The sequence below is a fragment of the Allocatelliglobosispora scoriae genome, assembly GCF_014204945.1.
GTDB classification, from domain to species: domain Bacteria; phylum Actinomycetota; class Actinomycetes; order Mycobacteriales; family Micromonosporaceae; genus Allocatelliglobosispora; species Allocatelliglobosispora scoriae.
In genome coordinates this window covers 3,744,884-3,766,252 of the sequence record NZ_JACHMN010000002.1, presented here as the reverse complement: position 1 = coordinate 3,766,252, position 21,369 = coordinate 3,744,884, and the positions used below count along the sequence as shown (strand labels likewise).

At 68.4% G+C, this 21,369-nt stretch carries 19 protein-coding genes, 1 tRNA gene and 1 other RNA gene; 5 read left to right on the top strand and 16 right to left on the bottom strand.

What is annotated here, in order from left to right; translation table 11 throughout:
- Positions 1–8: 8 nt before the first annotated feature.
- Positions 9–1,484: an MFS transporter gene (locus F4553_RS22775; RefSeq protein WP_184839097.1), complete on the bottom strand. Its 1,476-nt coding sequence runs from the start codon at positions 1,482–1,484 to the stop codon at positions 9–11.
- A gap of 123 nt (positions 1,485–1,607) precedes the next feature.
- On the opposite strand from F4553_RS22775, the gene F4553_RS22770 reads away from it, so the two are divergent.
- Complete coding sequence (locus tag F4553_RS22770; RefSeq protein WP_246467324.1) at positions 1,608–2,258, top strand: HNH endonuclease family protein; 651 nt, start codon at positions 1,608–1,610, stop codon at positions 2,256–2,258.
- On the top strand, positions 2,249–2,485 hold the full coding sequence (locus F4553_RS22765; RefSeq protein WP_184839093.1) for a lipocalin/fatty acid-binding family protein: 237 nt from the start codon (positions 2,249–2,251) through the stop codon (positions 2,483–2,485). The genes F4553_RS22770 and F4553_RS22765 overlap by 10 nt, the downstream gene beginning before the upstream one ends.
- Positions 2,486–2,584: 99 nt before the next feature.
- On the opposite strand, the gene F4553_RS22760 is transcribed toward F4553_RS22765, so the two are convergent.
- The 5 genes from F4553_RS22760 to F4553_RS22740 all read right to left on the bottom strand — a co-directional run bounded on the left by F4553_RS22760 (position 2,585) and on the right by F4553_RS22740 (position 8,500).
- Positions 2,585–3,568 carry an ABC transporter ATP-binding protein gene (locus F4553_RS22760; protein ID WP_184839091.1) on the bottom strand — a complete coding sequence of 328 codons (984 nt, stop codon included), beginning with the start codon at positions 3,566–3,568 and terminating at the stop codon, positions 2,585–2,587.
- A gap of 16 nt (positions 3,569–3,584) precedes the next feature.
- Positions 3,585–4,592: an ABC transporter ATP-binding protein gene (locus F4553_RS22755; protein ID WP_184839089.1), complete on the bottom strand. Its 1,008-nt coding sequence runs from the start codon at positions 4,590–4,592 to the stop codon at positions 3,585–3,587.
- Between the two features lie 19 nt (positions 4,593–4,611).
- Positions 4,612–5,613, bottom strand: coding sequence for an ABC transporter permease (locus tag F4553_RS22750; protein ID WP_184839087.1), 1,002 nt, complete (start codon positions 5,611–5,613; stop codon positions 4,612–4,614).
- A 64-nt stretch (positions 5,614–5,677) separates the two neighbouring features.
- Complete coding sequence (locus tag F4553_RS22745) at positions 5,678–7,435, bottom strand: ABC transporter substrate-binding protein (protein ID WP_184839085.1); 1,758 nt, start codon at positions 7,433–7,435, stop codon at positions 5,678–5,680.
- A gap of 120 nt (positions 7,436–7,555) precedes the next feature.
- Complete coding sequence (locus tag F4553_RS22740) at positions 7,556–8,500, bottom strand: ABC transporter permease (RefSeq protein WP_184839083.1); 945 nt, start codon at positions 8,498–8,500, stop codon at positions 7,556–7,558.
- A gap of 230 nt (positions 8,501–8,730) precedes the next feature.
- Between F4553_RS22740 and F4553_RS22735 the strand changes: the two genes are divergently transcribed.
- Positions 8,731–9,666: a hypothetical protein gene (locus F4553_RS22735; protein ID WP_184839082.1), complete on the top strand. Its 936-nt coding sequence runs from the start codon at positions 8,731–8,733 to the stop codon at positions 9,664–9,666.
- Between the two features lie 132 nt (positions 9,667–9,798).
- Here F4553_RS22735 and F4553_RS22730 read toward each other — a convergent pair whose 3' ends face one another.
- The 9 genes from F4553_RS22730 to ffs all read right to left on the bottom strand — a co-directional run bounded on the left by F4553_RS22730 (position 9,799) and on the right by ffs (position 19,225).
- On the bottom strand, positions 9,799–10,848 hold the full coding sequence (locus F4553_RS22730; protein ID WP_184839080.1) for an ABC transporter ATP-binding protein: 1,050 nt from the start codon (positions 10,846–10,848) through the stop codon (positions 9,799–9,801).
- Positions 10,845–11,819 carry an ABC transporter ATP-binding protein gene (locus F4553_RS22725; RefSeq protein ID WP_184841072.1) on the bottom strand — a complete coding sequence of 325 codons (975 nt, stop codon included), beginning with the start codon at positions 11,817–11,819 and terminating at the stop codon, positions 10,845–10,847. Before F4553_RS22725 ends, F4553_RS22730 begins: the two co-directional genes overlap by 4 nt.
- A 5-nt stretch (positions 11,820–11,824) precedes the next feature.
- Positions 11,825–12,778 (bottom strand): ABC transporter permease, encoded by a 954-nt coding sequence (locus F4553_RS22720; protein ID WP_184839078.1) that lies wholly within the window; start codon positions 12,776–12,778, stop codon positions 11,825–11,827.
- A complete protein-coding gene (locus tag F4553_RS22715) occupies positions 12,775–13,779 on the bottom strand; it encodes an ABC transporter permease (RefSeq protein ID WP_184839076.1) in 1,005 nt (334 codons plus the stop codon). The genes F4553_RS22720 and F4553_RS22715 overlap by 4 nt, the downstream gene beginning before the upstream one ends.
- Before the next feature lie 72 nt (positions 13,780–13,851).
- On the bottom strand, positions 13,852–15,519 hold the full coding sequence (locus F4553_RS22710; RefSeq protein WP_184839074.1) for an ABC transporter substrate-binding protein: 1,668 nt from the start codon (positions 15,517–15,519) through the stop codon (positions 13,852–13,854).
- Between the two features lie 122 nt (positions 15,520–15,641).
- Positions 15,642–16,235 carry a recombination mediator RecR gene (recR, locus tag F4553_RS22705; RefSeq protein WP_184839072.1) on the bottom strand — a complete coding sequence of 198 codons (594 nt, stop codon included), beginning with the start codon at positions 16,233–16,235 and terminating at the stop codon, positions 15,642–15,644.
- A gap of 13 nt (positions 16,236–16,248) precedes the next feature.
- Positions 16,249–16,545, bottom strand: a complete 297-nt coding sequence (locus F4553_RS22700; protein WP_221470393.1) for a YbaB/EbfC family nucleoid-associated protein — start codon at positions 16,543–16,545, stop codon at positions 16,249–16,251.
- A gap of 58 nt (positions 16,546–16,603) precedes the next feature.
- Entirely contained in the window at positions 16,604–19,060 is a 2,457-nt protein-coding gene (locus F4553_RS22695) for a DNA polymerase III subunit gamma and tau (RefSeq protein WP_184839068.1), read from the bottom strand.
- Between the two features lie 69 nt (positions 19,061–19,129).
- An RNA gene (ffs, locus tag F4553_RS22690) (signal recognition particle sRNA small type) lies at positions 19,130–19,225 on the bottom strand.
- Positions 19,226–19,282: 57 nt separating this feature from the next.
- On the opposite strand from ffs, the gene F4553_RS22685 reads away from it, so the two are divergent.
- Positions 19,283–19,370: transfer RNA gene (locus tag F4553_RS22685), tRNA-Ser, on the top strand.
- A 513-nt stretch (positions 19,371–19,883) separates the two neighbouring features.
- On the top strand, positions 19,884–20,450 hold the full coding sequence (locus F4553_RS22680) for a hypothetical protein (RefSeq protein ID WP_184839066.1): 567 nt from the start codon (positions 19,884–19,886) through the stop codon (positions 20,448–20,450).
- On the opposite strand, the gene F4553_RS22675 is transcribed toward F4553_RS22680, so the two are convergent.
- Positions 20,447–21,301 carry a class I SAM-dependent methyltransferase gene (locus tag F4553_RS22675; protein WP_184839064.1) on the bottom strand — a complete coding sequence of 285 codons (855 nt, stop codon included), beginning with the start codon at positions 21,299–21,301 and terminating at the stop codon, positions 20,447–20,449. The genes F4553_RS22680 and F4553_RS22675 overlap by 4 nt on opposite strands.
- Positions 21,302–21,369: the final 68 nt, after the last annotated feature.

Genomic DNA, 21,369 nt, shown 5'->3' with positions numbered 1-21,369 from the left:
GGAAGCGGTCAGTCCTGGCCTCGACGGGGGCGTTCGCCTGCTCCGGGCACGCGGACCAGCAGTGCCAGCACCCCGCCGACGACCAGCAGCCCCGCACACCACCACAGCGCCTGGTTGAAGCCGTGGTCGAAGGCGACCGGGTTGGCGTACGCCGCGCCGGAGAGCCCGACCAGCAGCGGCAGTGCGGCGACCGCGAGCAGTGAGGCGGCCCTGGCCGCGGTGTTGTTGACCCCGCTCGCCACACCCGCGTGCTCGTCCTCGACCGCGGCGAGCACCGCGGAGGTGAGCGGCGCGACGAGAGCCATCAGCCCGAGCCCGAAGAGCAGCACCCCCGGCAGGACCCGGGTGATGTAGTCGGCCTCGGGTCCGACGAGATGCAGCAGCAGCGCGCCCGCAGCGCAGAGCAGCGGACCGAGGACGAGCTGGGGTCGCGGCCCGATCCGAGTGGCGAGAGCACCGCTCTGGGCGGATCCGATGAGCAGCAGCAGGGTGATCGGCAGCGTCGCGATGCCCGCCTCCAGCGCGGAGTATCCGGAGACCGACTGGAGCTGGATGACGAGGAAGAAGAAGATCCCGCCGAACGCGCCGTAGACGAAGAGCGTGTAGATGTTGAGCAGCGTGAAGACCCGGGACGTGAAGAGCGAGGGCGGCAGCATCGCCGGCCGCCGGGGCCGGCCGTCGCGGTCGGCGTGGCCGACGCCCGGCTCGCCGCGCCGCTTCTCGACCTGCACGAAGCTGATGAGGCAGGCGATCCCGACGAGGAAGGGCAGCAGCACGGTGAAGCTGCCGAGGCCGTGCTCGGGTGCGGCGATCAGTGCGTAGGTGATCCCGGCCAGTCCGAGCGCGCCGAGCATGGACCCGGCGATGTCGAAGCGGGTGTTGCGAGCGGCGAGACTGCGGCTCTCCGGGATCCAATGGGCGCAGAGCACGACGCCGACCGCGAGCGGGATGTTGATGAAGAAGATCCACCGCCAGCTCAGCGAGTCGATCAGCCACCCGCCGATGAAGGGCCCGACGGCGGTGGAGACACCGGAGAGTCCCGACCAGGCACCGATCGCCCTTCCCCGTTCGGCGGGGTCGAAGGAGGCCTGAATCATGGCGAGCGACCCCGGGACGAGCAGCGCGGCGCCGACGCCCTGGACGATGCGGGCGAAGACGAGCAGCTCGATGGAGGGCGCAAACCCGCAGGCCACGGAGGCGAGAGCAAACCAGACGACGCCGATGAGGAAGACCCGGCGGCGGCCGAAGCGGTCACCGAGCGCCCCGCCGAGCAGCACGAAGGCGGCGAGGGTCAGCGTGTATCCGTTGACGACCCACTGGAGGCCGGACATCTCGGCGTGCAGGTCCTCGCCGAGTTTGGGCAGGGCGACGTTGACCACGGTCGAGTCGAGGAATGCCATGCCGCTGGCGAGAACCGCCGCGACGAGGGTCCCCCGCCCTCGGGCGGTGCCCAACCGCAGGCCAGGGGCCGTCTCGGTCACCATGTCGTCAAATCTGCCTGGCCGATCGCCTGCTTTGGGGGTGAAACGCCCACAATCACTCTGAGCTTGCCCTCCTCTTGACTTGCCATGCACAGTGACAGCGTGTCCCTCCCCCGCAGTCCGCGCATGGTCGCGGCTCTCATCATGCTCGCCGCCCTCGCCGCTGGCTGCGACGGCACCACACTTCCCGACGCTTCGTCGCCTTCGGCGAAGAAGACGGGCAACGCCGCACCCCCCAAGAGCGGCAGCGCCGCCTCTGCCAAGACCGCCCTCGCCAAGCTGAATGTCGCCTCCGCCGAGGCGATGACCGGTTACACCCGGGAGAAGTTCCCGCACTGGCGCAGCGCCGGCTCCAACTGCGACGTGCGCGACACGGTCCTGGAGCGCGACGGCAAGGCCATCAAGAAGACCGGCTGCAACGTCACCGGCGGCACCTGGTCGAGCTGGTACGACGGGCTCACCACCAGCGAGCCGCTGAAGATCGACATCGACCACATGGTGCCGCTCGCCAACGCGTGGCGTTCAGGTGCCAACGCGTGGACGACCGAGCAGCGCGGCGACTTCGCCAACGACCTGACCCGCCCGCAGCTCTTCGCGGTCTCGGCGGCGAGCAACCGGTCCAAGGGCGACCAGGCCCCCGACACGTGGAAGCCGCCGTCCAAGGACGCCTGGTGCACCTACGCCCAGGACTGGATCACGGTGAAGACGTTCTACAAGCTGAACATCACTGCGCCCGAAAAGGCAGCTTTGAGTGACATGCTTGGAACATGCGCATAACTGACATCCTTCCCCCACCCGGCGGCGTGATGACCGTCGAGGTGGGGGTCGTGACCGGTGAACTGACCCTCAAGACCGACGTCGAGGGGGCGGATGCCGTGGTGAGCGTGCAGTACAAGGGCGCCGAGGAGTGGTATTCGGTGGTCCGGGTCCCCCTCAAGGACCCGGCCGACCTGGACGCCGTCCACGACGTGGCAGTGGCCATCCTGCACCGCCCCGAAGGCTGACCAAGATCGTCGCAACTCTTGAAGAGTTGTCGCTTCAGGCCGCCAGGCCTTAAGCACAACTCTTCAAGAGTTGCGACGATCTTGTGCGTTGAGCAGGGGCTACTCCGGGAAGTGACAGGCCACGGCCTGGGCGGCCGAGGTCGGCGTCAGCACCGGCTCGGTCGTCGCGCAGACCTCCTGGGCCTTCCAGCAGCGGGTCCGGAAGCGGCACCCCGACGGCGGGTTGATCGGGCTCGGCACATCGCCGGTGAGCCGGATCCGCTCCGGCTGATTGGTCCCCTTGCGCCGGGGATCCGGCGTCGGCACCGCCGAGAGCAGCGCTTTCGTATAGGGGTGCTGCGGCGCGGCGTAGAGCGTGTCCCGATCCGCGAGTTCGACGATCTTGCCGAGGTACATCACCGCGACCCGGTCGCTGATGTGCCGGACCACCGACAGGTCGTGCGCGATGAAGACATAGGTGAGCCCGAACTCGCCCTGCAGGTCGTCGAGCAGGTTGACGACCTGGGCCTGGATCGACACGTCGAGCGCGGAGACCGGCTCGTCGCAGACGATCAGCTTCGGCCGCAGCGCCAGCGCCCGCGCGATGCCGATGCGCTGCCGCTGCCCGCCGGAGAACTCGTGCGGGTAGCGGTTGACGTGCTCGGGGTTGAGCCCGACGATCTCCAGCAGCCGCTGGACCTCGCGCTTGGTCTCCTGGCCGCTCTTGGTCGTCCCCTGGATCCGCAGAGGCGCCGAGATGATCGCACCGACCGTGTGCCGCGGGTTCAGCGACGAGTAGGGATCCTGGAAGATCATCTGCACGTCGCGCCGGAAGGGCCGGAGCTGGCCGTTCGAGGCGTGCGACACGTCCCGGCCGTCGAACACGATCCTGCCGTCGGTCGGCTCCAGGATGCGGGTGAGCAGCCGGCCGGTGGTCGACTTGCCGCAGCCCGACTCGCCGACGAGCCCCAGCGTCTCGCCGCGCCGGACGGTGAAGTCCAGCCCGTCGACCGCGCGAACGGCGCCCTTGCTGCCGCCGAAGAGGCCCTTCTTGATCGGGAAGTGCTTGCGCACGCCCGTGACCTCGAGGAGGTTCTCGGTCATCGTCGTTCCTCTCGGGCTACAGCGCCGGCGCGACGGAGTCGGCGAAGATCGCCGCCCGCTGGGCCGTGGGCAGGTGGCAGGCGACGCGGTGCGCGCCCTGGGTGGGCAGCAGCGGCGAGATCGTGGTGCAGTCATCCCGGGTGTACGGACACCGCGGCGAGAACGCACACCCGCTCGGCAGGTTGATCAGGCTCGGCGGGGTGCCCTTGATCGGCGTGAGCCGCTCGCGGAGCTCCCGGTCCAGCCGCGGCATCGATCCGAGCAGCCCCCAGGTGTAGGGGTGCTGCGGTGCCTCGAACACGTCGACGGCGGTGCCGTACTCGATGGCCCGGCCGCCGTACATGACGAGGATGTCGTCGGCGAGTTCGGCGACGACGCCCAGGTCGTGGGTGATGACGATGACCGCCGAGCCGAACTCCTGCTGGAGGTCGCGGATCAGGTCGAGGATCTGCGCCTGCACCGTGACGTCGAGCGCCGTGGTGGGCTCGTCGGCGATGAGCAGCTGCGGGTTGTTGACGAGCGACATCGCGATCATCGCCCGCTGGCGCATGCCGCCGGAGAACTCGTGCGGGTAGTTGTCGACGCGCTTGTCGGGCTGCGGGATGCCGACCCGGTCGAGCATCTCGACGGCCCGCTTGCGGGCGACCGCCTTGCTGACCTGGTTGTGCGTCCGGTAAGCCTCGACGATCTGCGCACCGATCGTGAAGTAGGGGTGCATCGCGCTCAGCGGATCCTGGAAGATCATCGCCATCTTCTGGCCGCGCAGCGTCCGCACGTGATCGGGATCGGCGGCGACGAGGTCCTCGCCGTCCAGGATGATCTGGCCGCTGATCCGCGAGCGGGACCGGCCCTTGTGCAGGCCCATGATGCCGAGGCTCGTCACGGACTTGCCGGAGCCGGACTCGCCCACGATGCCGAGGGTCTTGCCGCGCTCGAGCGAGAAGCTCAGCCCGTCGACCGAGCGGACCACCCCGTCGTCGGTCTCGAAGTGGACCCGCAGGTCGCGTACGTCGAGGAAAGCCATTGTGATCTTTCCCTTCCCGCTAGGAGAGCTTCACGCGCGGGTCGATGACCGCGTAGAGGAGGTCGACGGCGAGGTTCGCCACGACGATGAAGAACGCGCCGAAGAGGGTGACACCCATGATCACCGGCAGGTCGAAGCTGCCGATCGCCTGGATCGCCTCCTTGCCGAGGCCGTGCAGGCTGAAGACGCCCTCGGTGAGGATGGCGCCGCCGAGCAGGCCGCCGAGGTCGAGGCCGAAGATCGTGATCACCGGGGTCATCACCGAGCGCATCGCGTGCTTGCCGATGACCTTGCGTTCGCGCAGGCCCTTGGCTCGGGCGGTGCGGACGTAGTCCTCGCCGAGGGTGTCGAGCATGGCGCCACGGGTCATCCGGGCATATTGCGCGGCGTAGAGCATCGCCAGCGTGATCCAGGGGAGGATCAGGTTCATCGCCCACTCGCCGGGGCTGTCGAGGAAGTCGACGTAACCGATCGGCGGGAACCATTCGAGCTTGTGCACGAAGAGGAGCTGGGCGATCAGCCCGGTGAAGTAGATGGGGAGCGAGACGCCGGCGAGGGCCAGGATCATCACGGTCCGGTCGAGCATGGTGCCCTTGCGCAGGGCCGAGATGGAGCCGGCGAGCGTACCCACCAGGAGCCAGATCACCGCCGCGCCGAGCGCGAGCGACAGGGTGACCGGGAGTCGGCTGATGAGCAGGCCCCAGACCTCCTGGTCGGTCTTGAAGGAGTAGCCGAAGCAGGGTGCGGAGCAGTGCGTGACGTCCGGCCCGGAGTTGAAGTCGCGGCCGACGAAGATGCCCTTGATGAAGTGCCAGTACTGCAGCCAGATCGGGTCGCCGAGGCCGAGCTTGATCCGGATGCCCTCGACCGCGCGAGCGTCGGCGGTTTTGCCGGTGAAGAGTACGGCCGGGTCGGTTCCGGTCGCCTTCGGCACCAGGAAGAAGATCCCGAATGTCGTCACGCTGACCAGGAAGAGCATCCCGATGGCGGTGGTGATCCGCCGGACAAGGTAAAAGAACACTGCTTCGCCCTTCAGGGGTGCCATGGAGCGGGCGGTGGGTGGACCGCCCGCTCCATGGAGGGAATTACTGAGCGATACCGAGCGAGCCGAAGTCGACCATGCCGAACGCCTCGTGGACGTAGACGTTGGTCAGCCGCTTGCCGCGGTAGTTGAGCGCCTTGTCGTAGACGAACGGGATCAGGCCCGCGTTCTCCATGACCTTCTCGTTGATCTTCGTCCAGAGCGCGGCCTGCTTGGTGGCGTCCGGCTCGGCCGTGACCTGGTCGATCAGGGAGTTGATCTCCGGGCTGTTGATCTCAGCGAAGTTGTTGTTGCCGTTCGCCAGGATGGCGCGACCGTCGACCAGGGCCCGCAGGTAGCCGTAACCGGTGTTCCAGTCGGCGCCCCAGCCCGAGAAGATGATCCCGTAGCCCTTCTTGTGCACGTTGTCGGGCGAGCCGACGACGGACTTGTAGTAGACCGCAGCCTCGTGCTTCTCGATCGTGGCGTTGATGCCCACGGCCTTCAGCGCGGCCTGCAGCGACTCGGCGGTCTTGGGCTCCTTGCCCTTGTTGCGGACCGCGATGATCGTGTCGAAGCCGTTCGGCTTGCCACAGAGCGCGAGCTCCTCCTTGGCCTTCTCGATCTGCGGCTTGCCCGACTTGGTGTTGTACGGGTCGTAGGAGTCCACGTGACCGGCGATGTTCGGCGGGAGCATGTTGGTCGCGATGTCGCCACCGGCGTCCGCGCCGCCACGGTCGGTCTGCAGAGCGACCTTGTCCGTCGCGTACTGCACGGCCTTGCGGCAGTGCTCGTTGTCGAACGGCGCCACGTTGTTGCTGAGCGCGATGTAGCGGATGAAGCCGGTGTTGGGCGCGTCGGCGTTGGCCTTCAGGTCCTTGTCCAGCATGATCTTCGCCTGGGCGGCCGCCTGGACACCGGTCTGGCCGGTGTCGATGTCGATCGCGCCGCTCAGGAGGCGGTTGTCGATCTCAGCCGGGTCGAGGCCCAGCGTCAGGTCGATCGCGTCCGGCAGGGCCTTGCGGACCGTGTCGGTCGCCGGGTCCCACGCGGTGTTGCGGACGAACTTGACCGACTTGCCGGGCTCGTAGGACTCGAACTTGTAGGGGCCCGAGGAGACCGGCTTGCTGCCGTACTTGTCGCCGGTGTCGGCCTTCTGCGGCACGGGCGCCGCGGCGGCCATGGCGAGCAGGTACTGGAAGTCGCCGAAGGCCTCCTTCAGCGTGAAGACGATCGTCTTGTCGTCCGGGGTCTGAACCGACTTGAGGCCCAGCTTGTTGGGGTCGGTGTCCTTGTAGGGACCCTTGTAGCCCTGTCCCTGGTCCAGGAAGTCGATCAGGTAGGTCGGGCCGCCCGAGAGGACGTCCTGAGCGAAGGTGCGCTCGATGCCGTACTTGATGTCCTTGCTGGTGATCGCCGTGCCGTCCTCGAACTTCACGCCGTCCTTCAGCGTGAAGGTGTAGGTCTTGCCGTCGGCGGAGATCTCGGGGGCCTTGGCGGCGAGGTCGGGCACGAGGCCGAGGCCGTCCTTGCCGGCCTTCGCGTCGTAGGTCATGAGGGTGCGGCTGTAGAGCCGGTTCATGTCCCAGACCCAGGCGTAGTAAGCGCGGGCGGGGTCCCACGAGTCAGCGTCGGACGAGTTGGCCAGCTTGAGCGTGCCGCCCTTGACGTCCGAGGGGTTGACGACGCTGCCATTGGCGGCGTTGAAAGCCGACGCGCCCGCGTTCGCGGTCTTCGTGTCGTCCGTCTTGCCACCGCAAGCGGCAAGACCCAGCGCGAGGCCGACCGCAACAACGGTCACCAGCACCTTCTTCTTAGCCACGTGCTTCCTTCTTTCTTAGAGGGGTGTTGCTGTGGAGCTGTGGAACCCCCGCCGACTTTGGCGGTTGTCTGTGAAAAGAGCAGGCTGGAGCGGTTGGAATCGATTCCAACTTCGAGCCGGTTAATTGGCCTTGGGGTCCAGCGCGTCGCGCAGGCCGTCGCCGAAGAGGTTGAAGGCGAGGACCGTGATGAAGAGCGCGCCGCCGGGGACGATCAGGTAGAGCGGATCGAACTCGTAGTAGTTGATCGCGTCCGAGATCATCTGGCCCCAGCTCGGCTTGGGCGGCTGCACACCGACGCCGAGGAAGGAGAGCGCCGCCTCGAAGAGCATGTTGGTCGGGATCGCCAGGGTGGCGTAGACCAGGATCGGCGCCACGAGGTTGGGCAGCAGCTCCCGGAAGACGATGTACGGCGTACGGGCACCGAGGCTCTTGGACGCCTCGACGAACTCCCGCTCCTTGAGGGACAGGACCTGCCCGCGGACGATGCGCCCGATATACGGCCAGGAGAAGCCACCGATGATCAGGACGATGACGGCCATGTTCAGCCACGTGCCGCTGAGCCCGAGGAACTTGCGCGGCATCACGACGATGAGCGCGATGGAGAGCAGCAGCGTCGGGAAGGCGAGGAAGTAGTCCATCACCCGGCTGAGCACGGTGTCGATCCAGCCGCCCTTGTATCCGGCGAGCAGACCGAGCGTCACGCCCAGCACCGTGGAGACGACCGTGGCGACGAACGCGATGAGCAGGGAGACCTGCGCACCGACGACGACCCGGCTGAAGACGTCGCGGCCGTGGCCCGGCTCGACGCCCAGGAGGTAGTCCCAGGACATGCCGCCCCACTCGCCCTTGGGCAGGCCGCCCAGGTTGGGGTCGATCAGATCGCCGTGCATCTCGTCGATCGGGTGGCCGAAGATCGCCGCGATCGGGTAGGCGAGGACGGCGACCACGATCAGGAAGAGCACGACCGCGCCGCCGGTGAGTGCGACCTTGTCGCGCTTCAACCTGGTCCACGCGATCCTGCCGAGGGAACGTCCCTCGATCGCCTTCGTGGTGGGGTCAGCCACGAGGCCCTCCTGTCACGGTGTGTAGTGGTTCACATCGCCGGACGGGGTGTGACCTGCGACTCGGCAACGATCTCCGTTACTCACCGTCATCGTCAAGGGTCGTTACCATTCCGTTATCAAAGAATGGACGGAAGGTTCACGTTGTTCTAGCAGCGGATTTGGTTCATCGATCTCGAATCGTTATCCACAGGGGGTCGCGGAGAGTAATCACACTCCGGCACAGTGGCCGCATGCCGCGGCAAGCCTCCCGGCCCGACCTCAGCGGGCTCACCGAGCTTCAATACGGCCTGGTCCGCCGGGATCAGGTCGTCGGCAGCATGCTCACCGACGCGGCGCTCCGCTGGAAGCTGGAGAAGGGCCACTGGCAGGCCGTGCTGCCCTCGGTCTACGCCACCCACAACGGGCGGCTCACCCCCGAGGAGCGGGCCTTCGCGGGCCTACTCTACGCCGGGGAGGATTCCCAGCTGACGGGCCCCGTGGCACTCCACCTGCACGGATTTCGATCCGTCCCCGCTCACGAACACGTTCACGTGCTCATACCGGATCACCGGCGGGTCGCGTCGGCGCGGTTCGCCGTCGTCTCGCGTACCGGCCGGTTGTGCGCCCATGCCGTGACCATCGGCCGGATGGCGGTCGCCGGCGCTGCCCGCGCCGTCGCGGACACGGCGCGGCTCGGGATCGGGCTGCGCGAGGCTCGCGCGCTCGTCGCCGAGGCCGTGCAGACGGGGCTGGCCGGGGTCGACGCGATCGCGACCGAACTGCGCGAGGGCCCTCGGCGCGGGAGCCTGCGGCTGCGGCAGGCGCTCGACGAGATCTCGGCCGGCGTGCGGTCGGCGCCCGAGGCCGAGCTGCGCGAACTCTGCTCCCGCTCCTCGGTGCTGCCGCCGATCGCCTGGCATCCGCGGCTGATCGGACCGCACGGTGATCGGCTGCCGACGCCGACTGCGTGGATCGGCGATGTCGCGATCGCGCTGCAGATCGAGTCCCCGGAGGACTGGCACATGCATCTCCAGCAGCGGCAGGCCTTCGCCGATCTCGGCGCGCAGACGCTGCGCTTCGCCCCCGACCAGATCAGCGGCGACCCGGCCGCGGTGCGCTCCACGATCGAGCACGCCTATCTGGACCGAGCCCGCCGGGGTGTCCCCCAACTGATCCAGCCCGCCTGACCCGGATCGCGGTCCTGGTTACGTTTTGCAGCAAAGCGTGGTCATGTCACGCCGCGAAGCCACGTTTTGCTGCAAAACGTAACGGGACGCAAGATCGCCGCAACTCTTCAAGAGTTGCGGCGATCTTGGGTGTTACGCGTCGAGGAGCTCTTCGGCGAAGTGGCAGGCCACGCGGTGGTTGGTCGAACCGCCCTCGATCACCCGCAGCTCCGGCCGCTCCTGCGAGCAGCGCTCCTGCGCCCACGGGCAGCGCGTGCGGAAACGGCAGCCCGACGGCGGGTTCGCCGGCGACGGCAGATCGCCGGTGAGCAGGATCCGCTTGCGGTGCTCTTCAACCCGAGGATCGGGCACCGGCACCGCCGAGAGCAGCGCCTTCGTATAGGGGTGCAACGGCGCCCGATAGAGATCCACCGATGCGGCCTCCTCGACGAGTGCGCCGAGGTACATGACGCCGACCGTGTCGGAGATGTGCCGCACCACCGCGAGATCATGCGCGATGACCACATAGGTCAGACCGCGATCCCGCTGCAGGTCGTCCAACAGGTTGATGACCTGGGCCTGGATCGAGACGTCGAGCGCGGAGACCGGCTCGTCGGCGACGATCAGGTCCGGGTCGAGCACGAGCGCCCGGGCGATGCCGATGCGCTGCCGCTGGCCGCCGGAGAACTCGTGCGGATAGCGCGACAGTGCCCACCGCGGCAGGCCGACCGCGTCGAGTGCATCGCCGACGATGACCCGGCGCGCGGCCCGGTCCGCGCCGATGCCGTGCGCCTCCAGGCCCTCGGTCAGGATCGACTCGATGTTCTGCCGGGGATCCAGCGAGGAGAGCGGATCCTGGAAGATCATCTGCATTCGCCGCCGGATCGCCCGCAGCTCCTTGGGCTTCGCGGCGAGGATGTCCACCCCGTCGAAGCGGACCGCCCCGTCGGTCGCGTCGACCAGGCGCAGCAGCGCCCGGCCCAGCGTCGTCTTGCCGCAGCCGGACTCGCCGACCAGGCCGTAGGTCTCGCCGCGCTTGACCGTCAGCGAGACACCGTCGACCGCGCGCACGTGGCCGACGACGCGGTCCAGGATCACCCCGCGCAGGATCGGGAAGTGCACCTTCAGATTGTCGACCTCGACCAGCGTGGACCGCTCGCTCGTCTCGCTCGCGTCGAGAGTCGTGCCGGGCTGCTCGCTCATGCCGGGACCTCCGATGGGTTCACGCAGCGGTGGAGGTGGCCTGCGACGGTCGACCGCAGCTCAGGCGTCACGCCGACGCAGCCGTCGACCACCCGGTCGCAGCGCGGCGCGAAAGCGCACCCCTCCCGCCAGGGCAGGATGTCACGCACCGAGCCGCGGATGGGGGTCAGCCGCTCGCCCGGCGCCGCGTCCAGGCGCGGGATCGAACCCAACAACCCCAGGGTGTACGGGTGGGTCGGGTCGTCGAACAGCGGGTAACGACCGGCGGTCTCGACCACCCGGCCGGAGTAGAGCACGTTGATCGAATCGCAGAGCCCCGCGACGACGCCGAGATCGTGAGTGATCATGATCAGGGCGGTGCCGTCCTCGCGTACCAGCTCCTTGAGCAGCTCCAGGATCTGCGCCTGGATCGTCACGTCGAGCGCGGTCGTCGGCTCGTCCGCGATGAGCAGGCGCGGCCGACAGGCCACCGCCATCGCGATCAGCGCCCGCTGGCGCATACCGCCGGAGAGCTGGTGCGGGTACTCCTTGAGCCGCCGGGTCGGGTCCGGGATGCCGACCCGATCGAGCAACTCGGCGGCCTTGCGACGGGCCTCCTCCTTGCTCTGCCCACGGTGGCGGACCAGCACTTCGGTCACCTGGAGACCGATCGGCACCACCGGGTTCAGCGACGACAGCGGGTCCTGGAAGATCATCGCGATCTCCCGGCCCCGGATGTCGCGCAGCGTGCGGTCGTCGGCGGAGAGCAGGTCCATCCCGTCGAACTCGGCCCGGCCCCCGATCGTGGCGGCCTTCCTGGGCAGCAGCCCCATCAGGGCCAGCGAGGTCACCGACTTGCCGCAGCCGGACTCGCCGACGAGCCCCACCACCTCACCCGCGTTGACGTCGAAGGAGACTCCGTCGACTGCCCGGACCTCCCGACCGCCACCGCGGAACGTCACGGTCAATTCCTCGACCCGCAGCAGAGACATCGCGCTCACTTCCGCAACTTGGGATCGAGTGCCTCACGCATCGCCTCGCCGAGCAGCGTGAAGCCGAAGGCGGTGATGACGATCGCGACAGCCGGATAGATGGTCAGGCGGGGAGCGATCTCCAACCGGGTCAGCGCGTCGGTGAGCATCACGCCCCACTCCGGCACCGAGGGGTCCGGATTGCCCAGACCCAGGAAGGAGAGCGCCGCCGCCTCGATGATCGCGGTGGCGAGGGTCAGCGTCGCCTGGACCAGCACCGGTGCGATCGAGTTCGGCAGGACGTGACCGACGGCGATGCGCCAACGGCGTACGCCGAGGGAGGTCGCGGCGGTCACGTACTCGGCACGCGACGAGGCGATCATGGAGCCGCGTAACAGACGGGCGAAGACCGGGATCGAGATGAAACCGACTGCGATCATCACGGTGATCAAGCTGGGCCCGAGCACCGCCACGACACTCACCGCGAGCAGCAGGCTCGGCATCGCGAGCAGCATGTCGACGACGCGCATGATGAGGTTGTCGATCCGCCGGCCGCGTACCCCGCCGAGCCCGTAACAGGCACCGGCGAAGCCGCCGAGCAGACAGCCGAAGGTGAGTCCGAGACCCGTCGCGACGACGCCGACGAGCAGGGTCTGCCGAGCTCCGACGATCACCCGGCTGAACTCGTCGCGGCCGTTGTGGTCGATGCCGAACCAGTGGTCCGCGCTCGGCCCCGGGATGATGTTGCGAGCCTCGGAGACCTGATTGGACCAGGCCGTCGAGGTCGGCGAGTAGGGCACCAGGAAGGGCCCGATGATCGCCACCAGGACGAAGAGGCCGAGGATGACACCACCGATGATCGCGGCCGGATTGCGGCGGAGCCGCGCATAGGCCTCCCGCCAGAGGCTCTGGCCCCGCTCGTCCGCGTGCTCGGCGGCGAGCTCCGCGAGGCGGTCCAGTCGATCGGTCCGCGCGCTCATCGCACCCTCACCCTCGGGTCGATCAAGCCGTACGAGATGTCGACGAGCAGATTGACCAGCACGTAGATGACGGCGATGAACATGATGAAGCCCATCAGCACCGGATAGTCCCTATGGTCGATCGCCTCGGCGATGAACTGGCCGATGCCCGTGAACGCGTAGACGGTCTCGGTGAGCACCGCTCCCGAGAGCAGGCCGCCGGTGAGGAGGCCGATCGTCGTGGCGACCGGGAGCATCGCGTTGCGCAGGATGTGGCGCCGCCGGATCGTCGACTCGGTCAGGCCCTTCGCCTGCGCCGTGCGGACGTAGTCCTCGCCGAGCACCTCCAGCACGCTGGCCCGGGTCATCCGGACGATGATCGCGAGCGGGATCGTGGCGAGCGTCATCGCGGGCAGCACGAGATGCCAGAGCGCGTCGAGCATGGCGTCCCACTCCTGGGTGAGGAACCCGTCGAGCACGTAGAAGTTGGTGACCCGGGTCGCGTCGATGTTGACGTCCTGGCGACCGGTCGTCGGGAACCAGCCGAGCTTGACCGCGAAGACCTCCTTCATGAGGTACGCCAGGACGAAGATCGGGATGCAGACGCCGAGCAGGGATCCCGCCACCGAGGCGTGATCGAGAAAGGTGGCCCGCCGACGGGCGGCGAGGTAGCCGAGCGGGATGCCGATGCCGATCGCGATGATCAGGGCGGCGATCGTGAGCTCGACCGTACCGGGGAAGCGCTCGGCGAACTCCGTGATGACCGGGCGCTTGGTGTCGATCGAGTTGCCCAGGTCGCCGGTGATGAGGCGCTTCATGAAACGGCCGTACTGCAACGGAAGCGGCAGGTCGAGGCCGAGACTGTGCCGGAGCCTCGCCCGGCTCTCGGCGTCGCCGCGCTCACCCAGGATCGCGGTCTCCGGACCGCCGGGCAGCCGGTGCAGCCAGATGAAGAGGATAAGGGACAGGCCGATCAGCGTCGGAATGAGCTGGAGCAGCCGGCGTACGACATAACGAAGCATTCGTCGTCGTCCTTGCGAAGATGGCCGTGGTCCCCGGGGTGCTCATCGCACCCCGGGGACCACGGCGGCTGGCTACTTGTATTCGGCGGTGTCGAAACGCTCGTCGGTCAGCGGGCTGGGCTTCAGACCCGTGATGTCCTTGGAGAGCACGAGCGACGGCGGACCGTGCGCGATCGGCACACCCGGAACCATCTGCGAGAGCTTCACGCCGAGCGCGCGGTAGAGGTCCGCCCGCTTGGTCGCGTCCGGCTCCTGGTCAGCGGCCTTGAACTCGGCGAAGAGCGCGGGGTCGTTGAAGCCCCACTCCTGCTTCTGGCGGTCGAAGAAGGTGCCGATGAAGTTGTAGGCATCGGAGTAGTCACCGGTCCAACCGAGCAGGTGCAGGTCGTGCGCGGTGCCGACCTGGACCGCGTTGAGGTAGTCCGGCGTCCACTTGAGCGGGACCGGGGTGACCTCGATGCCGACAGCCTTCAGGTCGGCCGAGATCAGCTCGAAGATGTCCTTCGGCGCCGGCATGTAGGGCCGGGTGACCTCGGTCGGGTAGTGGAAGCGCAGCTTCAGGCCCGTGACACCGGCAGCCGCGAGCAGCTCCTTGGCCTTCGCCGGGTCGTAGGCGTGCGCCTCGGTGGCGGCGTCGCAACCCGCCAGGGTCGGCGGGCAGAAGTTCGTCGCCACCGAAGAACCCACCGGGTACTTCGAGTCGATGATCGCCTGCTTGTTGATCGCGTAGGCGATCGCCTGGCGAACCTCGGGCTTCTTCAGCGCCGGGTTACCGGACTGGTTGAGCGCGAGGTAGAAGATGTTGAACGCCGGGCGGGGCAGCACGGAGAAGCCCTCGTCCGTGAGCGGCTTGATGTCCGCGGGGGCGACCAGGTCGTACCCCTGGATCTCACCGGCACGCAGCGCCTGCTTGCGCGCGCTCAGGTCGGCGATGGTCTTGAACTTGAGGTTCTTGATCTTCGCCTTGGCCTCGTGGTAGCCGTCGAAACGCTCCAGCTCGACGACCTTGTTGGTGCGGTCCCACTTGACGAACTTGTAGGGGCCGGTGCCGGTCGGGTGGTCCGTGGCGTAGGGCGGGTAGGTGACGCTGTCCGCCGTGCCGCCGATCTTGTTGGCCTCGAACTCCTTCAGCGCCTTCGGGCTGGAGATCGAGAAGGCCGGCAGGATCAGTGCGGCCGGGAACTTGCTGGTCACCCGCGAGATCGTGATGACCGCGGTGCCGGCATCGGGAGCGGCGCACTTGGAGAAGAGGCTCGTCGGCAGCGCCGCGGACTCGTTCTTGGCGAACCCGCCGAAGACGTCCTGCCAGTAGGTCGAGATGTCCTCGCCCTGCATCAGCCCGGACCAGTTGTACCACCGGTCGAAGTTGGCGCAGACGGCCTCGCCGTTGAAGTCGCTGCCGTCGTGGAACTTGACCCCGGACTTCAACTTGAAGGTCCACACCAGACCGGTGGAGTCGGGGGCCCAGCTCTCGGCGAGCGCGGGCACGATCTTCGTGCCACCGGGCTCGGCACGCAGAAGTCCTTCGAAGACCTCGCGGGCAACGCGGAACGACTCGCCGTCACTCGCAAGAGCGGGGTCGAGCACCTTCGCGTCGCCGGCAACGCCGAACACGAGGGTGTCCTTCTTCGGCTGTGAGCCCTCCTCGGTGCGATCGCTCTGCACGCAACCGGCGGCGGATAGGGCAAGGATGCCTGCGGCCGCGACCGCGGTAGCGGTGCGAAGCCTGAATCTGCGCATGGGGTTCACCTCTGTCCTCTAAGAACAACTGGCGGGGATGGCTTTGTGGGGGACCATAACCCGTAGTAGCCCGTTGAGGAATGATCGATATCAGATCGTTGTGGCTCGACCCAAGTCATCGTTCAGACGGTGCGGCGACCCTCGAATGCCCGGCCAAGAGTGATCTCATCAGCGTATTCAAGATCTCCGCCGACCGGCAGACCGCTCGCCAACCGGGACACCGTGATCCCCATCGGCTTCACCAACAGCGCCAGATAGGTAGCCGTGGCCTCACCCTCGGTATTCGGGTCTGTCGCGATGATCAGCTCTTTCACCGTGCCCGCGCCGAGCCGGATCATCAGCTCGCGGATGCGCAGATTGTCGGGGCCGATCCCCTCCAGCGGATTGATCGCCCCGCCCAGAATGTGATAGCGACCACGGAACTCGTTGGTGCGCTCGATCGCCACGACGTCCTTGGGCTCCTCGACGACGCAGAGCAGGTCGTCGACGCGCCTCGGGTCGCGGCAGATGCGGCAGAGATCCGCCTCGGCGACGTTGAAACAGGTCGTGCAGAAGCGGACCAGCTCCTTGACCCGGGTCAGCGAAGCGGCGAGCCGCTTGATGTCCGTCGGGTCGGCGGAGAGCACGTGAAAGGCGAGCCGCTGGGCGCTCTTCGGGCCGATGCCCGGCAACCGCCCCAGCTCGTCGATCAGGTCCTGGATGGCGCCTTCATACATGGTGGCGCTCCCGTCAGAACGGCAGGCCCATGCCGCCGGTGAGTGGGCCCATCTTCTGGTCGGTCAGCTTGCGCACCTGCTCGGAGGCGTTGGTGATCGCCAGCAGGACCAGGTCCTCCAGCGTCTCGACGTCGTCCGGGTCGACCGCCTTGGGGTCGATCTTGACTGAGCGCACGTCGCCGCCGCCGCCGATCACCACCGTCACCAGGCCGCCACCGGACGTGCCGGTCAGCTCGGTCTCGGCAAGCTCTGCCTGAGCCGCCGCGAGCTGCTGCTGCATCTTCTGCGCCTGCTTCATGAGCTGCTGCATGTTGGGCTGTCCACCGGGCCGCACAATGATCTCCTTTGGATGAGCTTTAGCCGCCAGCCTAACGGGCTTCGACCTCGCCGATCGTCTCCGCGCCCCGGAAGGCCTGCTTCACCACGTCAACGGCTTGCTGCTGGCTGTTTCGCCGCGCCACCGCCGGGTCGATGACCTCGTCGGTGGGCTCGTCACCCGGAGCGAACCCGTCGTAGGCACTCTTCGGCGGCGGACCGTCGAACTCCGGGTCATAGGGCGGCTCGCCGGGCGGCGGTCCGTCGTCCCGGGACGCCGCGGCTTTCGCCGGGCGGGTCGCCGTCTTGGTCCCGCCGCCGGCGGCCGCCTGCCTCGCGGCATCGCGTCCACTGTTGCCGGTCGGGGCGGGGATGGCACGGGGTGCGGCTCCGGCCGGGGCGGCGGCGTTCTTGCCCGCCACGGTCGGCGCGGCACCCTTGCCGGTGCCAGCCGGTGCGGCCGCGATGGATGCCTCGCTGCTCGCTCCGCTGCCGCCGAGAGCGGCCGGGGTGGGCCAGCCGTCGGCACCGACCGGCGCGGCAGGCTCAGGGATCGGTGCGGGCGGCGGCGCTGAGGCCGGGGCGGGTGCCGTCGCCGCTCGGGGCTTGTCTGCCGCAGGCTCGGCCTGACGCTGATCGCCGCCGAGCTCGCAGCGGAGCTTCCACGTGCCGCCGAGCACCTCGCTGACGGCCGAGAGCAGCACCGTCGGGTCCTTGGCGATCGAGTTGAGGTGGAAGGCGTGCGCGAAGACGAGCACCAGGGTGTCGCCCTCGACCTCGCGGACGACGGCGTCCACCGCCATCGCGGCGACGCGCTTGTGGGAGCGGCTGAGCAGCGGCATGATCTCGTCGCGCCAGGCCTGGCGAACGCCGACGGCATCGAGCCGCTTGCCACCGGCGGACGCCGCCTGAGGCGCCTCGGCGGGCTGAGCCGCTGCCGCAGCGGGTTGGGGCTCCGGCTCGACGGCGGCGGGGCGGGGGGCGGCAAGCGCCGCTTCCGCCTGCTGTCCGGGCGCGCCCGGGTGGTCCGTCGCGGTCGCCTCCGTGTCCGCCGAGCGGGAGTCGGTCGTCGGACCGGACGCTGCGGCGCTCACATTCGGTGCTTCCGCCGGAGGTGCTTGCACCGGGGAGCCCGACGCTGGTGGAGCAGCCTCAGCCGTCGGCACGGCCCGGTCGGCGGCGGGCGCTGGAGAAGTCGGCTTCACCGGGCCGCCGTGAGCCGCAGCGGACGCGGCGGCCCGGGCTGCCTCACGGCCGCCGCCCGACGCACCGGTCGCGGCTGGACCGGTCGGAACAGGCTCACCGACGCCGGGCGCGGCGGCCGACTGCGACCGGGCCGGACCGGCGGTGAGCGGAGCACCTCTCTCCAACCGCTCCAGCCGGGAGAGCATCGCGGCGCTGGAGGTGTCGGCGGCCGGCAGCAGCATCCGGGCCGTGATCAGCTCCAGCAGCAGTCGAGGCGAGGTCGTGCCGCGCATCTCGACGAGCCCGTTGTGCACGATGTCGGCCCAGCGGGAGAGCGTCGCCGGGCCCAACCGCGCCGCGTGGCCCTGCATCCGCTCGAGCTGGTCGGCGGGCGCATCGATCAGGCCCTTGCTCGCCGCGTCCGGCACCTGCCGCAGCAGGATCAGGTCGCGGAGGCGCTCGAGCAGGTCACCGGCGAACCGACGGGGATCGAGACCGGCCTCGGCAACCCGGTCGATCGCGCCGAAGGCACCCGCGCCGTCGTCGGCCGCGAGCGCGTCGCAGATCTCGTCGATCAGCGTGGCGTCGGTGACCCCGAGCAGCGCCACCGCACCCGCATAGGTCACGCCCTCGTCGCCGGCTCCGGCGATGAGCTGGTCGAGCACGGAGAGCGAGTCCCGGGCGCTGCCGCCACCGGCCCGCACCACCAGCGGGAACACGGCCGGATCGACCTTGACATCCTCGCGCACGCAGAGCTGCTCCAGATAGGGGCGCAGCACACCGGGCGGGATCAGCCGGAACGGGTAGTGGTGGGTCCGCGACTTGATCGTGCCGAGAACCTTCTCCGGCTCCGTGGTCGCGAAGACGAACTTCACGAAGTCGGGCGGCTCCTCGACGAGCTTGAGCAGCGCGTTGAAGCCCGCCGACGAGACCATGTGGGCCTCGTCGATGATGTAGATCTTGAACCGGCTGACCGCCGGCGCGAAGAAGGCCCGCTCGCGCAGGTCACGGGCGTCGTCGACACCGCCGTGCGAGGCGGCGTCGATCTCGATGACGTCGATCGAACCCGGACCGTCGGGAGCCAGGGCGCGGCACGACTCGCACTCGCCACACGGCTCGGGGGTGGGGCCCTGCTCGCAGTTGAGCGAGCGGGCCAGGATGCGCGCACTCGACGTCTTGCCGCAGCCGCGAGGCCCGGAGAAGAGGTAGGCGTGGTTGAGCCGACCCGTGCGCAGCGCCTGCATCAGCGGCCCGGTCACATGATCTTGACCGATAAGTTCGGCGAAGCTCTTCGGCCGGTATTTCCGGTAGAGCGCCAACGCCATCTCGACCCGCCTCCTCACCCACGCGATGTCGGGGACAAGCTTCTCACGCCCCACCGACAGTTGCTGGGCAGCAAAAGGCCCCCGTGCACCCGGTATTGCCTGTTTATCCTTGCTGCCTTCCGGCCCTGGGGAGGTTCACAGGGTGCCGCCGCACGGGGGCTCTGTCACTGTACCCGGTAACCCAGGCGCACTGCCCGCCGGGCAGTCTGTATTCTTCTCCACGGAGGATTCGCCTAGTGGCCTAGGGCGCACGCTTGGAAAGCGTGTTGGGTGCAAGCCCTCACGAGTTCGAATCTCGTATCCTCCGCCAGCCTGAACAGGCAAAACGTGGGGCCCGGATCACAGATCCGGGCCCCACGTTCGTCTCCGGTCTCAGTTTGGGTCTCAGTAGCCCCTTTTAGGTTCCGCCCCGCCGGAGGAGCCGACCCGGCACACGGCGCGCCTCCCCGAGCAGCGGCGCCAGGGAATCTGCTGAGCAGATCTTCGGAAACGCCACGCGGCCGTCGGCGGGTGCGTACTCTCAGAAGTGCGAAGACCTGACGAAAGTGTCAGGTCTTCGCTATATGTGTGGCCGGGCAGCCTGTGGATAGACCTGTGGATACTGTGGATAACTCGAACACGTGTTCGTAGCCTCACGTTTGCCGAGGATTCTCGCGGGATTTTCCCGAAAACCCTCCCCGATCGGCCGCCGGGCGTAATCTGAGAAGTGCGAAGACCTGACGAAAGTGTCAGGTCTTCGCTATTTGTGTCCACACGGTCAGGCGTTTCCACCGCGCGGGCTGTGCCCTTCACCCCTAAGCTCGCGGGCAAAGGGGAGGTCAGCATGGCCCATTCACTGTCGCTGCGCGCGCTGGTGCTCGTACCAGTCATGGTTGTGGGGTTGAGCGCCTGCTCTCCCGCGGCCGAGACGGCCGCACCGACCGCGACGCCGACGACCAGCATCGCGCCCACTCTCGGCCCGGACGTGATCTCGCTGGCCGGGGTCCGCGCCGTGCGGTTCGGGCAGACGCGCGACGAGCTCAGCGACGAGCCCGGCCTCTCCGAGGGCCCGGGCGGCTGTGGCGAGCACATCGTCGGGGTCACCGAGGTCAGCCCGGTCTTCACCGACGAGGACGCGGGCGAGAAGCTCGTGCTCCTCTGGGCCAATCCCCCGCTGCACACCCCGGAGAACGTCGCCGTCGGGACCGCCATGGACGTGGTGAAGTCGACGTATCCGCAGGCCACACCACTGACGGCCCCGACGGGCACCTATCGCTTCGATGGGCTGCTCGTGAGCAAGGGCGAGTTCGGCTTCCTCTTCCTGCACGACGGCAAGCACGTGCAGAAGCTCATCGCCGGTTACACGACCTACCTCGAGCAACTCTTCGCCGAGGGCTTCGGCGCCTGCTAGCGAGCCGCCCGCGCCCGCTTGATCACGCGGGTCACGACGGGCGGGAGCAGGTTGACCGCGACGCGGCGGGCGTGCGGGACGAGGCGGTTGCGGCGCGGTGCGGCGGCGAGCGGCGGGACCGGCGACGGCGGCGCGATGCGCCAGTCGGCGATCCGGATGAAGCGCTGCCCGGCCACCTCCTGCATGTCGAACTTCCCGCTCGTCTCGGCCGCGAAGTCGCGCAGCTCGTTGACGTGCCGCTCCGCCTGACCCCAGGTCGCATACAGCTTGTTGGGGGTCAGCGCGATCGGGCGCAGCTCGCCGGTCGCGACTCGCGGCCACACCGCGGCCGGTACGCCGGGAGTATGCGCCGCCCGAATGTCGTCGAAGACGACGATCCCCTCGGGTGTCAGCAGCGTGCGGGCGATCTCGATGTCCTCGGCGACCTGGTCATAGAGGTGGCACGCGTCGATGTGCACGAATCGGAAGGAGTCCCCCGGCACCCGATCCGGCACGACGGTCGTCGGGCCGACGATCACCGTGGCCGGCTCGGCGTGGAACATGGCGAAGTTCGCCTCGAACGCCTGATGGGTGAGGCTGGCGTAGAGCTGCGCCGTACGCCGGTTGGGCTCGGCGGGCGCCTGCTCGCCGAAGAGGTCGCAGACGACGAGGCGTTCGCCGGGCTGGCGGTGCCGGCCGAGCAGGATGGCGCTCTTGCCGAGGTAGGCGCCGAGTTCCAGCAGGTCGCCGGTCTGGCCGAGGGTGGTCTGGTGGCGCAGCAGGCGGTCCGTGACGAGTTGATCGGTCCGGCGGAACCAGCCGGGCACATCGTCGAGGGTTCGGATCGGCTTCACCGGTGTCTGCGTCTGCACCGCACCAGACTATGCAATATGTCCGTTTTGGTGGACGCGCCATGCCCGGATACGCCGAGAGCCGGGCA